General features: G+C 73.8%; 6 protein-coding genes. All 6 read left to right on the top strand.

Annotation, left to right across the window (positions count from 1 at the left end; all coding sequences use genetic code 11):
* On the top strand, window positions 1-4012 hold a 4012-nt coding region (locus BM237_RS21665; protein ID WP_139238149.1), incomplete at its 5' end, for a non-ribosomal peptide synthetase.
* Window positions 4012-11205, top strand: a complete 7194-nt coding sequence (locus BM237_RS21660; RefSeq protein ID WP_175541095.1) for an amino acid adenylation domain-containing protein — start codon at window positions 4012-4014, stop codon at window positions 11203-11205. The genes BM237_RS21665 and BM237_RS21660, both read left to right, overlap by 1 nt.
* A 3-nt stretch (window positions 11206-11208) precedes the next feature.
* Window positions 11209-11439, top strand: a complete 231-nt coding sequence (locus BM237_RS21655) for an MbtH family protein (RefSeq protein ID WP_093851398.1) — start codon at window positions 11209-11211, stop codon at window positions 11437-11439.
* A 221-nt stretch (window positions 11440-11660) separates the two neighbouring features.
* Window positions 11661-12476, top strand: a complete 816-nt coding sequence (locus tag BM237_RS21650; protein ID WP_093851397.1) for an alpha/beta fold hydrolase — start codon at window positions 11661-11663, stop codon at window positions 12474-12476.
* Window positions 12477-12487: 11 nt separating this feature from the next.
* Window positions 12488-13429 carry a TauD/TfdA family dioxygenase gene (locus tag BM237_RS21645; RefSeq protein ID WP_093851396.1) on the top strand — a complete coding sequence of 314 codons (942 nt, stop codon included), beginning with the start codon at window positions 12488-12490 and terminating at the stop codon, window positions 13427-13429.
* Between the two features lie 70 nt (window positions 13430-13499).
* A complete protein-coding gene (locus tag BM237_RS21640; RefSeq protein ID WP_093851395.1) occupies window positions 13500-14309 on the top strand; it encodes an FkbM family methyltransferase in 810 nt (269 codons plus the stop codon).
* Window positions 14310-14331 lie beyond the last annotated feature (22 nt).

Below are 14331 nucleotides of genomic sequence, written 5' to 3'. Positions count from 1 at the left end.
TCGTGGGGACAGTGTGCCGATCCTGGTGCCGCCGCGGGTGCACCGGCGGGTGGCGCAGTTGGCGCGGGAGCACCGGGCGACTCCCTTCATGGTGGTGCACGCGGCGCTGGCGGCGCTGCTGACGCGGTTGGGTGCGGGGACGGATGTGCCGATCGGGTCTCCGGTGGCGGGGCGTACCGACGACGCGCTGGACGATCTGGTGGGGTTCTTCGTGAACACGCTGGTGCTGCGGACCGATACCTCGGGTGATCCGAGTTTCGCGGAGTTGCTGGAGCGGGTGCGTGCCGTCGATCTGGGGGCCTACGCGCACCAGGACCTCCCCTTCGAACGACTGGTGGAACTCCGCGACCCCGAGCGCTCACTGGCCCGCCACCCGCTGTTCCAGGTGGCGCTGAACTTCGACACGGCCGAGACGGCCGGAGCGCGCGACACCGCGCCCGGGCTGGACGGGCTGACGGTGAGCAGGGAACGGCTCGGGGTCACGACGTCGAAGTTCGACCTCACCTTCGCGCTCACGGAGGCACGCACCCGCGACGGTCGCGCCGACGGGCTGCGGGGCGTGCTGGAGTACAGCACCGACCTGTTCGACCGGAGCACCGCCCAGCGGCTGGTGGAGCGGTTCGTCCGCCTGCTGGAGGCCGTCGCGCAGGCGCCCGGCACCACCCTCGGCGAGATCGACGTCCTGCTGCCGGGCGAGCGCGAGCTCCTGGAAGGAGCGTGGAGCGAGCCCGACCCACAGCCGGAGACCGCCGGGCCCGTCCGGAGCGGTGCCCACTTCCCGGAGCTGTTCGAGAAGCAGGTCGCCCTCACCCCGCACGCGCCGGCGGTCCGGGACGGCGACCTGGAGGTCACCTACGCCGAACTGAACGCCCGGGCCAACCGGCTGGCCCGGCTGCTCGCCGCAAGGGGAGCCGGGCCCGAGGCCACCGTCGCGGTCCTGCTGCCGCGCGGCGTCGAGCTGATCACCGCGCTGGTGGCGGTCCAGAAGGCCGGGGCCGCGTACGTCCCCATGGACACCGAGCTGCCCACCGAGCGGATCGCCCACATGCTGGAGGACGCCGGCCCGGCGCTCGTCGTGACTGTGGCCGGGACACGGGACGCGCTCCCGGCCGGACCGGTCCCCGTGCTCCGCCTGGACGCCCCGGACACCGGGACCGCGCTCGCCGGCCTCGACGCCGCCGACCGCCGCGTACCGGCCGGGGAGCGCAACCCGGCCTATGTCGTCTACACCTCCGGGTCCACCGGCACACCGAAGGGCGTCGTGATCGAGCAGCGGTCCCTGGCGGCCTTCCTGGTGCGCTCGGCCGCCCGGTACCGCGGCGCCGCGGGAACCGCGCTGCTGCACGGCTCCCCGGCCTTCGACCTCACGGTGACCACGCTGTTCACCCCGCTGGTCGCCGGCGGCCGCATCGTGGTGGCGGACCTGGACGCGGCTGAGGACGACACCCCGGACAGGCCCGACCTGCTGAAGGTCACACCGTCCCACCTCGCGTTCCTGGACGGCATCGCCTCCTGGGCGGCTCCCACCGCCGATCTGGTCGTCGGGGGTGAACAGCTCACCGGAGCGCGACTGGCCCGGCTGCGCCAGGCGCGTCCCGGAACGCGGGTCTACAACGACTACGGGCCGACCGAGGCGACCGTCAGCTGCGCGGACTTCGTCCTGGAACCGGGGGCCGAGCCGCCCGCGGACATCGTGCCGATCGGACGCCCCCTGGCGGGCCACCGGCTGTTCGTCCTGGACGCCGCGCTCCGTCCGGTGCCGATCGGCGTCCCCGGAGAGCTGTACATCGCCGGCGTGGGCCTGGCCCGCGGCTATCTCGGGCGGCCGGGAATGACCGCGGAGCGGTTCGTGGCCTGCCCGTTCGGGGAGCCGGGGGAGCGGATGTACCGCACCGGCGACCTCGCCCGCCGGCGGTCCGACGGAAACCTGGAGTACCTCGGCCGGACCGACGACCAGGTCAAGGTCCGCGGCTTCCGCATCGAGCCGGGAGAGATCGAGGCGGCGCTGCTGGACCGCCCGGAGGTCGGCCGGGCCGCCGTCGTCCTGCGGGAGGAGCGGCTGGTCGCCTACGTGGAGGTCCCACCGGCCGCGTTCGACGAGGCCGCGCTCCGGGAACGGCTCGTCGCCCGGCTGCCGCGGTACATGGTCCCGTCCGCGATCGTCCGGCTGGACGGCCTGCCGCTGGCTCCCGGCGGGAAGCTCGACCACAAGGCGCTGCCGCAGCCCCCGGCGCCCGCGGACGGAGCCCCGCACGGCCACCGGGCACCGCGGGACGCCTGGGAGCGGGTGCTGTGCGAGGCGTTCGGGGAGGTGCTCGGCGTCGCGCGGGTCGGCGCGGACGACGACTTCTTCATGCTCGGCGGTGACAGCATCGGCTCCATCCAGCTCGTCGGCCGGGTACGCAGGGCGGGCGGCCGTATAACCGTCCGCGACGTCTTCGAACGGCGTACGCCGGCCGCGCTCGCCGCCCGCTCCCGGGAGAGCGCCCCGGCCTCCGGCGTCCTCGGCGGCCGGGCCGTCGGCCCGGTGCCGCCGACGCCGGTCAGCTCCTGGCTGGCCGAGCGGGGCGGCACGGTCGAGGGCTACAACCAGTCCGTGCTGTTGCGTGTGCCGGCGGGAGCGCGCGAGACCGTTCCGGCCGCTGCCCTCCAGGCCCTGCTGGACCACCACGACGCGCTGCGGATGCGGGCCGAACCGGCGGCCGGCCACTGGCGGATGGAGATCGGCGAGGCGGGCGGCGTGGACGCGGCCGCCCTCCTGGAGCGGGTGCCGGCCGCGGACGTCCCGCGGGAGGAACTGGACCGGCTGATCCGCGCGCGCTGCGCCGCGGCCCGCGAACGGCTCGCCCCCGGCGAGGGCCGCATGCTGCGCGCCGTCTGGTTCGACAGGGGTGCGCAGGAGCCGGGGTACCTCGCGCTCGTCGCCCACCACCTGGTCGTGGACGGGGTGTCCTGGCGCATCCTCACCGCCGACCTCGGCGAGGCGTGGCAGGCCGTCGCCGACGGCCGGGAGCCCCGGCTCGACCAGGTGGGCACCCCGCTGAGGGTCTGGGCGCAGCGGCTGTCGGAACTCGCCGGCGACCCGCGCCGCATCGAGCAGTGCGCCTACTGGGAGGAGCAGTCGGCGCGGCCCCGGGAGGCCGGGAGGATCGACCCGGCCGTGGACGACAGAAGCACCGAGGGGGCGCTCTCCCTCACCCTCCCCGCCGAAGCCACCCGGGCCGTGCTGGGGCCGGTGCCCGCCGCGCTGGGCACCGAGGTGACCGCGGTCCTGCTGGGGGCGTTCGCCACCGCCGTGCGGCGGTGGCGGCCGGCGGAGGCGACGGACGGAGTCACGGTGGGGCTGGAGGGCCACGGCCGCGAGGAGGAGATCGTCCCCGGGGCCGACCTCTCCCGCACGGTCGGCTGGTTCACCGCCGCCCACCCGGTCCGGGTCCCGGCCGCCGGGCCGGACGACGAGCGGACCGGCGTACTGCGGTCGGTCGGCGAGGTGCTGGACCGCGTACCGGACGCCGGCCTCGGCTACGGCATGCTGCGGTACCTCAATCCGCGGACCCGGGAACGGCTCGCCTCCCGCCCCGCACCGCGCTACGGCTTCAACTACCTGGGGCGGTTCGGCGGCTCGGGCGGCGGCAGGGACGGAGCGGACGAAACCGCGGAGACCTTCGACTGGTCACCGGTGGGCAGCGGCGTCGCGGGCCAGCCCGGCGGACTCCCGCTCGCTCACGAGATCGAGGTCAACGCGGTCGCCGCGGACGGCCCCGGCGGCCCCCGTCTGATCGCCACCTGGTCCTGGGCCGGCCGGCTGCACCGGGAGGAGGACGTCCGCGAACTGGCGGAACTGTGGTTCCGGGAACTGCGCGAACTGGCCTCCGGCGAATGGACCCCGGCCACGCCCCCGCTCCCCGCGCCCCCGCCCCCGGCGGCCGCGGAACCGGAAGCCGCCGGCCCTCTGGTCGAACTCTCCGACACCGAACTCGACCAGCTCGAAGCAGAGTGGAAGGCAGAGTGATGAGCCGATCCCTGCAGGACGTCCTGCCCCTTTCCCCGCTGCAGGAGGGGTTGCTCTTCCACAGCGAGTACGTCGGCGACGAGGCCGTCGACGTCTACACCGTCCAGAACGAGGTGGAACTGCACGGCCCGCTGGACGTGCCGGCGCTGCGCGCGGCCGCCGAGGCGCTGCTGCGGCGCCACGACAACCTCCGGGCGGGCTTCGCGACCCGCGCGCTGAAGGACCCGGTGCAGTTCGTCCCCAGGCAGGTCGACCTCCCGTGGGAGGAGGCCGACCTGCGCCTGGTGGCCGACCCGGAGGCGGAGGCGGCACGACGGCTGGACGAGCACCGCTGGCGCCGCTTCCGGCCCTCCAAACCGCCACTGGTGCGGTTCCTGCTGCTGCGCACGGCGGAGGACCGCCACCGGTTCGCCCTCACCAACCACCACATCCTGCTGGACGGTTGGTCGATGCCGATGCTCCTGCGTGAACTCATGCTGCTCTACCGCACCGGCGGCGACACCTCCGCCCTGCCGCCGGTGCGCCGCTACCGGGACTACCTGGCCTGGCTGGGCCGGCGGGACGAACAGGCCGCACGGGAGGCCTGGCGGCAGGCGCTGGAGGGGCTGAGCGAGCCCACCCTCCTCGCCCCGCGGGCCGAGCGGGCCGCGGAGGCGCCGCGGTGGCTGGACTTCGAACTGCCCGCGGCGGTCTCGGCCGGGCTGACGGAGGCCGCCCGCGGCGCGGGCCTCACCCTCAACACCGTCGTACAGGGGCTGTGGGCGCTGGCCCTCGCCCGCACCACCGGCAGCCAGGACGTGGTGTACGGGGTGGTCGTCTCCGGCCGGCCGCCGGAGCTGGACGGCGTCGAGTCCATGATCGGTCTGTTCGCCAACACCCTCCCGCTACGGGCCCGGATGCCCGTGGACGAACCACTGACGGACTTCCTGCGGCGGTTGCAGCGCGAGCAGAGCGCCCTTCTGGACCACCAGCACCTGCGGCTGGCCGACATCCAGAACCTGGCCGGCCGGGGCGAACTGTTCGACTCGATGATGGCGTTCGAGAACTACCCGGCCGGGCCCGCGGAGGAACCCGCCGGCAAATTCCCCGCCACGCCGCCACGCGTACGCGTGGCGGCCTCGAAGATGCGCGATGCCATGCACTACCCGCTCGGCCTGCTCGTCTCCCCCGGCCCGCCGATGCGGTTCCGCATCGGCCACCGGCCCAGCGCGGTGACGTCCCGCCGGGCAGCCGCTCTGCGCGATCGCCTGCTGAGGCTCGCCGACGCCTTCCTGGCGACGCCGAACCTGCCCCTGGGCCGGCTCGACGTCCTCGACGACGCCGAACGAACCCTGGTGCTGGAGAAGTTCAACGACACCGCACGCGAGGTCGAGGACACCACCGCCACCGAGCTGTTTCTCGGGCAGGCCGCCCGCACCCCCGAACGGATCGCCGTGGAGACGGCCGACCGCGGCATCGACTACGCCCGGCTCGCCGACCGCTCGGGACGGCTGGCCCGCCTGCTGGTGGAGCGCGGAGCGCGGACCGAGCGCTTCGTCGCACTGGCACTGCCGCGCTCACCGGAACTGGTCGAGGCCGCGCTGGCGGTGTGGCAGACCGGTGCCGCCTACATACCGATCGACCCCGGCCATCCGGCCGACCGGCTCGCCCGGCTGCTGCGGGAGGCCGAGCCGCTCCTCACCGTCACCACCGCGGACCTGGCCGGCCGGCTGCCGGCCGGCCTCCCGCTGCTGATCCTGGACTCCCCGGAGACGGCCACCGCGCTGGAGGCGCTGCCCGGCGGCCCGCTGGGCGACGACGAGCGTCCCTCGCCGCCGGATCCGGGGAACGCCGCGTACGCCATCTACACCTCCGGCTCGACCGGCCGTCCCAAGGGCGTGGTGGCCACTCACCGGTCCCTCGTCGGCTACCTGCTGCGCGGGTCCGAGGAGTACCCCGCCGACGGGCGCTCCCTGGTGCACTCGCCGGTCTCCTTCGACCTCACGGTCGGAGCCCTCTACGTTCCGCTGGTCAGCGGGGGCACGGTCCGCCTCGCCTCGCTGGAGGACGAGCCGGTCCTGCGTCCCGGCGAGGCGCCCCCGGACTTCATGAAGGCGACCCCCGGTCACCTTTCGATGCTCGAGGAACTGCCGGAGGCGGTGAGCCCGGCCAAGGCGATCACTTTCGGCGGCGAACAGCTCACCGGCCGGCACCTGCGGCACTGGCGCGCCGGCCGCCCGGACGTCACCGTCTACAACGTCTACGGGCCCACCGAGACGACCGTGAACTGCTCCGAGCACCGGATCGCCCCGCACGAGCCCGTCGGCGACGGCCCGGTGCCCATCGGCCGGCCGCTGTGGAACACCCGCCTGTACGTCCTCGGCCCCGGCCTGGTCCCGGTGCCGGTCGGCGTCCCCGGAGAGCTGTACGTCGCCGGTTCCGGCCTGGCCCGCGGTTATCTCCGCGACCCGGGCAGGACCGCGGAGCGGTTCGTGGCCTGCCCGTTCGGGGAGCCGGGGGAGCGGATGTACCGCACCGGCGACCTGGTGCGGTGGAACGGGGAAGGCCTGCTGGAGTACCTCGGCAGGGCGGACGACCAGATCAGCCTGCGGGGTTTCCGGGTGGAACCCGGAGAGGTGGAGGCGGCGCTGGCGGCCCATCCCGCCGTCCGCCGGGCCGTGGTGGTGGTGCGGGAGGACGGGGCGGGCGACGCCCGGCTGGTCGGCTACGCCGTCCCCGCCGGGGAGGGCGCGTCCCCCTCCGCCCCGGCCGGGGCCGGCACCGCACTGCCCACGGCGCGGATCATGGAGCATCTGCGCCGGGTGCTGCCGCCTTACATGGTGCCCTCACACCTGGTCGGGATGCCCGCACTGCCCGTCACGCGCAACGGCAAGATCGACCGCTCCGCGCTGCCGGAACCCGCCGTCGAGGGCGCCTTCGCCGGAGGGCTGCCCAGGTCCCCGCGCGAGGAGATCCTGTGCGGGCTGTTCGCCGAGGTGCTCCGGCGCCCGCTGGTCTCCATCGACGACGACTTCTTCGCCCTGGGCGGCCATTCACTGCTGGTCACCCGGCTGATCAGCAGGGTGCGGGCGACCCTGGACGCGGAGGTCTCGGTGCGCGGTTTCTTCGAGCACCCCACGGTGAGATCCCTGTCCGCGCTGCTGGACACCCGCGGCCGCGGACGCCCGCCGGTGAGACCGGTGCCGCGCCCGGAGCGCGTACCGCTCTCGTACGCCCAGCAGCGGCTGTGGATCCTGCACCGGCTCACCGGCCCGAACTCCGTCTACAACATCCACCGGGCCCTGCGGCTGGACGGCGAGCTCGACGTCGGTGCGCTGGCGGCCGCGCTGCGCGACGTGGTGGAACGGCACGAGACGCTGCGCACCGTCTTCGCCGAGGACGGGGAGGGCCCGTTCCAGAGGGTGCTGCCGGTTTGGGAGGCGGGCGACCCCCTCACCGTCGTCCCGGTCGCCGGGGAGGAGGTGGACCGCACCGCCGACGAGCTGGCGGCCCACCACTTCGACCTGGAATCCGAACCGCCGATGCGTGCCTGGCTGCTGGAGAGCGGGCCGAGCTCCCGGGTGCTCGTGCTGGTCGTGCACCACATCGCCAGCGACGGCTGGTCGGGCAGGAGGCTCCTGCGCGATCTGTTCACCGCCTACGGCGCACGCCGCGAGGGCCGGGCCCCGGACTGGCGGCCGCTGCCGGTCCAGTACGTGGACTACGCCCTGTGGCAGCGGCGGTTCCTCGGTGAGGCGGACGACCCCGACAGTACCGCCGCCGCCCAGCTGGGCTACTGGGAGCGGCAGTTGGCCGATCTGCCGGAGGAGCTGCGGCTGCCGGCCGACCGGCCGCGCCCGGCCGAGCCGTCCCACACCGGCGGCCAGGTCTGGCTGTCGCTGCCCGCGGCGGTCCACTCCGCCGTGGTCGATCTGGCCCGGACGAGCCGGGCGAGCGTGTTCATGGTCGTCCAGGCCGCCGTCGCGGCCTTCCTCACCCGGATGGGCGCCGGGGAGGACATCCCCGTCGGCACCCCGGTGGCCGGGCGCACCGACGAGGCGGTGGAGGACCTGGTCGGATTCTTCGTCAACACCCTGGTCCTGCGGACCGACACCTCGGGCGACCCCGCGTTCGCCGAGCTCGTCGGGCGGGTCCGCGAGACCGCGCTGGCCGCCTACGCGCACCAGGACCTCCCCTTCGAACAACTGGTGGAGCGTCTGAGCCCGGCCCGTTCGCTCGGCCGGCACCCGCTCTTCCAGGTCGCGCTCTCCTGCAACAACACCGAGGAGCAGGCCGGGCGGCAGGGCTCCCCGCCCCCGGGGCTCACCGTCGGGGCGCACCGGGTGGAGACCGCGCGGTCGAAGTTCGACCTCATGTTCACCTTCCTGGAGAGCCACGGAGAGGACGGCCGGCCGGCCGGGATCGAGACCGCTCTGGAGTACGACGCCGACCTCTTCGACAGGGAGACCGCGCGGGACCTGCTGGAGAGGTTCGGCCGGATGCTCGCCCTCTGGACGGCGGACCCGGGCGGCCCTGTCGGAACCCGGGAACTACTCGCGGCCGGGGAGCGGCACACGGTCGTGACCGAGTGGAACGCCACCCGGCGTGCGGACCTGGTCGCGACGCTGCCGGAGATGTTCCAGGAGCAGGCGGCCCGAACCCCGGGGGCCACGGCACTCGAACACGCCGGACGCAGCCTGACGTACGCCGAGCTCAACGCCCGGGCCAACCGGCTGGCCAGGGTACTGGTCCGGCACGGCGTCGGCCCCGAACGCCGGGTGGCACTGCTGATGCCGCGCTCCGTCGGACAGATCACCGCGCTGCTGTCGGTGCTCAAGGCCGGCGGCGTCCTCGTACCGGTGGACCCGGGCTACCCGGACGAGCGCATCGGCTTCATGCTGCGCGACAGCGCCCCCGCGCTGGTTCTGGCGGCCGAGCCGTACGCGGCGGGGCGCGGGGAGATCGCGGGGTTCCCCGTCCTGATCCCCGACGGGGAGCCGGCCGGGGCGGCGCCGGCCGGACCGTCCGCGGCCGATCTCACCGACGACGACCGGACCGCCCCCCTGACCGCCGGCAACGCCGCGTACGTCGTCTACACCTCCGGCTCCACGGGCCGTCCCAAGGGCGTGGTGACCGAGCACCGCGGCCTGCTGTCGCTGGCCGTGGCGCAGCGGGAGCGGTACCCGGTGGAGGCAGGCAGCCGCGTGCTGCAGCTCGCGTCGCCCTCCTTCGACGGCGCGGTGCTGGAACTGCTGATGGCACTCACCACCGGAGGGACCCTGGTCCTGCCCGACCAGCCGGTCCTGGCCGGGGAAGCGCTCGGAGAGACCCTGGCCGCGCGGCGGATCAGCCACGCCTTCATCCCGCCGGCGGCGCTGACCGGTCTCAGCCCCGAGGGCCTGGACGGCCTGCGCTGTCTCGTCGTCGGCGGCGAGGCGGTCACGGCCTCGGTCGTGGACCGCTGGGCGCCCGGCCGGCGCATGCTCAACATCTACGGCCCGACCGAAGCCACCGCTGTCACGCTGACCAGCCGGGCCCTGTCCCCCGGCGGCCCGCCGCCCCCCATCGGCACCCCGGTGCCCAACACCCGGGTCTACGTGCTCGACGAGAGGCTGCGGCCGACTCCCCCCGGGGTGACGGGCGAGCTGTACCTGGCCGGCGCCTCGCTGGCGCGCGGCTACGGAAACCGCCCGGGACTCACCGCGACCCGGTACGTCGGCTGCCCGTTCGAGGGGGCGGGGGAGCGGATGTACCGCACCGGCGACCTGGTGCGATGGGACCGGGAGGGGCGCGTCCACTATGTGGGCCGCGCGGACGAGCAGATCAAACTGCGCGGCTTCCGGATCGAGCCCGGCGAGATCCAGGCCCGGCTCACCGAGCACGCCGCGGTACGGGAGGCGGCCGTCGTCCTGCGGGAGGGCGGGCAGGGTGAGCGGGGACTGGTGGCCTACGCGGTGCCGGCGGAGGGCCTGCCCCGTCCCACCGCCGCGGAGCTGCGGGCCCACCTGGCCGCTCTCGTACCGCCCTACATGCTGCCCTCGGCCTATGCGGTGCTGGACGCCCTTCCGGCCAACGCCAACGGCAAACTCGACCGGGACGCCCTGCCGGAACCGGAACCGCTCGCCGAGGAAGGCGGCCGGCCGCCCCGCGACGAAAGGGAGGCCGCGCTGTGCGAGTTGTTCGCCGAGGTACTGGAACGGGAGTGGATCGGCGCCGACGACGGGTTCTTCGAACACGGAGGGCACTCGCTGCTGGCCACCCGGCTGGTCGGGCGGATCCGCGAGCGGCTGGGCGTATCCGTCGCCGCGCGGGACCTGTTCGAGGTGCCCACGGCGGCCGGCCTGGCCGAGCGCATCGGACGGGGCGCCGAGCGCCGCGCCCCGGCGCCCCTGCTGACGCTGCGGGGGCGGGGCGACCGGCCGCCGCTGTTCTGCGTCCATCCGGCCGTCGGCCTGGGGTGGGCGTACGCGGGCCTCCTGCGAGAACTCCCCGCGGACGTCCCGCTGTACGCGCTGCAGGCCCGTACGCCCGCCGACGGCGGCGGCGAACTGCCGTGCGACATCGAGGAGATGGCCGGCGACTACGTCCGGCTGATCCGCTCCGTCCGGCCGCACGGGCCGTACCGGCTGCTCGGCTGGTCGCTGGGGGGCCACGTGGCCCACGCCATGGCCGGGCTGCTGGAGCGTGACGGCGAACGGGTGGAGCTGCTCGCCATGCTGGACGCCTACCCTCCCCGCCGCACGAAGGACCCCAGGCAGAGGGAGGAGGCGGCGGAGGCGGCGGAGGCCGAGATCATCGCGGCCAACCTGCGGGAGTCGGGGTTCGAGTGGGACGATGCGGAGCTGCGGGAGGGGCGCTTCCCGATGGAGCGGTTCCGCGCCCACCTGCGCGGGACGGACAGTTCGCTCGGCCATCTCGACGACGGCGAACTGACGGCGGTCAAGGACGTCTACGTCAACAACGTGCGGCTCATGCGGTCCTTCGTCCCCGGGCGTGTCCGCTGCGGGATCTTCCTGATGACCGCGGAGCGCTCCCGCAGCCTCGACCCGGAGGCGTGGAACGCCCACACCGAGGAGGGCGTCCGGGTGCACCGCGTCGACGCCGCCCACACGACCATGCTCACCGAACCGGCGTCGGCCGCCGAGGTCGGCCGCGTCCTGGCCCACCAGTTGGACTCCCTTTGGGGAGCACACACGAAGAAACGAGAGGTGTGAACGATGACCAACCCCTTCGACGACTCCGAGGGCACCTTCCACGTCCTGGTCAACGACGAGGGCCAGCACTCGCTGTGGCCGAACTTCGTCGACATCCCGGCGGGATGGCAGGCGGTGGTCAACGACCGTCCGCGCCAGGAGTGCCTGGACTACATCGAGGAGAACTGGACCGACATGCGGCCCAAGAGCCTCATCGAGGCCATGGCGGCCCACGAGAAGACCGCGGCCGAGTGACCGGGGCCGGGTGACCGGGCCGGGTGGGCGGGGCCGTCGCGGCCCCGCCCGCCCCGCCCACCCGGCCCGCGGCCGCCGGTGCGGCGGGCAGGAGCCCCGGCGACCGTGCCGACCGCGCCGCGGCACGGACCGGGCGGACGTCCCCTCCAGCCGCGCACCGCGGAAGACGACCACTCACGAACGGTCCTTCGGGCCGCCGACGACTTTCGAGGAAGCCTTCGATGCCGACGACACGGATCAACGGGATCCCCCTGGACCACGACCGCACCGGAAGCGGTCCCCCCGTCCTCATGATCATGGGGAGCGGCGCAGCCAAGTCGGCCTGGCACCTGCACCAGGTGCCCGCGCTGGTCGCCGAGGGCTTCGAGGTCGTCACGTTCACCAACCGCGGCATTCCTCCCAGCGGAGGAGAACCCGGCTTCACCCTCGGCGACATGGCGGCCGACACCATCGGCCTGATCGAGCACCTCGGCATCGGCCCCTGCTCGATCGTGGGGATGTCTCTGGGCGCCAGAGTCGCGCGGGAGGTCGCCCGCACCCGTCCCGACCTGGTCTCCCGGCTTGTCCTCGTGGCACCGCGCGGCCGCCTGGACCGGATGAGGGCGGCCGGCAACGCCGCCGAGATCGCCCTCGCCGACAGCGGCGTCACCCTGCCGCCGCGCTACCGCGCGGTGATGCGGGCGGTGCAGAACCTCTCTCCGCGGACGCTCGCGGACGACCAGCGGATCGCCGACTGGCTGGACATCTTCGAACTGGCGGTGACCGACGGGCCCGGTGTGCGCACCCAACTGGACCTCAGCGCGGTGGAGGACCGGCTGGAGGACCTGACCGGCATCACCGCCTCCTGCCGGGTGATCGCCTTCGCCGACGACATCGTGGCGCCGCCGCACCTGGCGGAAGAGATCGCCAGGACCCTGCCCCGGGCCGACTGCCACGTCGTCCCCCACTGCGGCCACTACGGCTACCTGGAGCGGCCCGACCAGGTCAACCGGCTCATCACGGAATTCCTCCGAGCACCCGAGACCACACAGGAGTGAAAGAGCACACCATGGAACCGAACACTCCCTGGCGGCCCGCCGAGATCAGCCCGAGCAGCCACTCACTCCCCGCCACCGCCGACGGCCTGGCCGGCTTCCTCCAGGACTCCGAGCGGATCGTCGAACTCCTGGCAGCCCACAAGGTGCTGGCCCTGCGCGGTTTCGGGGTCGGTCCGCAGGAACTGGAGAAGATCATGCCGCTCCTGCTGCCGGACCGCCTGGCGTACGTCTTCGGCAACTCGCCGCGCACCAAGGTGGGCCGCAACGTGTACACCTCCACGGAGTACCCGCGGGAGTTCACCATCTCGATGCACAGCGAGATGTCCTACGCCGCCCAGTGGCCCGCCCGACTGCTCTTCTACTGCGAGCGGGCGGCCGGCAGCGGGGGCGCCACGCCGGTGGTGGACAACGCCGTCTGGTACCGGGCGCTGGACCCGGAGGTCCGCGAGGCCTTCGCCGGCGGCCTGCGCTACACCCAGAACCTGCACGGGGGGCGGGGGCTGGGCAAGAGCTGGCAGGACACCTTCGAGACCGAGGACCGCCTCGAGGTCGAGGCCTACCTCTCCCGAAGCGGCGCCACCTGGCAGTGGAACGCGCGCGGCGGGCTGCGGGTCAGTCACGTCCGGCCCGCGACGGTCACGCACCCGGAGACCGGGGAAACGCTGTGGTTCAACCAGTCCGACCAGTGGCACCCGGCCACGCTCGGCGACGAGGCCGCCGCCGCGTTGACGGAGATGCTGCCCCCGGAGGAACTGCCCCAGTCGGTGACCTTCGCCGACGGCACCCCGATACCGGCCGACCACGTGCGGCAGGTGCGCGACCGCGGGCTGGAGCACGCGGTGGACAACGACTGGCGGACCGGAGACCTCATGCTCGTCGACAACGTCCAGGCGGCGCACGGCCGCAGGCCGTTCACCGGCGAGCGCCGGGTCCTGGTCGCCATGTCGGACTAGACGCCATGTCGGACCAGGCGGTACGCCGCGCGCCGGCACCCTCCCCACCGAGCCAAGGAAGGCCAGACGGATGAGCATCGCACTCGCCGACGTGGAAGGCGTGAACCAGCACGAGACCGAGTTCCTCTACGACGAGATCTTCACCCGGCGCGGTTACCTGCCCAAGACGCTGCACCTGCCGGAGGACCCCGTCGTCTTCGACGTGGGCGCCAACATCGGCGTGTACACGCTCTTCGTGAAGTCGGAGAGACCCGGTGCCGCGGTCTACTCCTTCGAACCGGTCCCCGAGGTGTACGAGGTCATGTGCCGCAACCGGGAGCGACACGGCGTGGCGGGGCTGGCCTGCCCCTACGGTCTCGCCGAGAAGGAGCAGGAGGTCGAGTTCACCCACTACCCGGGCTATTCGACCATGTCCACGCGCAGCACCCTGGCGGATACCGAGGCGGAGAAGACGTTCGTCAGGGGGCAGGTGCCGACCGGCCACCTGCCGGAGGCCGAGCAGATGCTGGACGAACTGCTGGCCTACAGGTTCCGGGAGCGGACGGTGCGCTGCCGGCTCCGTCCGCTCTCCGCGTTCCTCGACGAGCACCCCGTGGAGCGGATCGACATGCTGAAGATCGATGTCCAGCGCGGCGAGCTGGAGGTGCTGCGGGGTATCGGGGAACGGCACTGGCCGCTGGTGCGCCAGCTCGCGGTGGAGGTGCACGACAGCCCCGGCGGCGCCACCGCCGGCCGGCTCCGGGCGGTGACCGAAGGGCTGGAGCGGCGGGGGTTTCGTGTCGAGGCCGTGCAGGAGGAGCAGTACGCGGGCAGTGACCGCCACTTTGTGTTCGCCGTCTCGGAGCGCCACGGTGCCCGGGGCACGGCGGGGAAGTCCTGAGACGCGCGATCCGTTCGAAAGC

It is taken from the genome of Streptomyces mangrovi (assembly GCF_900114215.1).
Classification (GTDB): domain Bacteria; phylum Actinomycetota; class Actinomycetes; order Streptomycetales; family Streptomycetaceae; genus Streptomyces; species Streptomyces barkulensis.
Note: the sequence above shows the minus strand (reverse complement) of the source record. Positions and strands in the feature narration are given on the sequence as shown.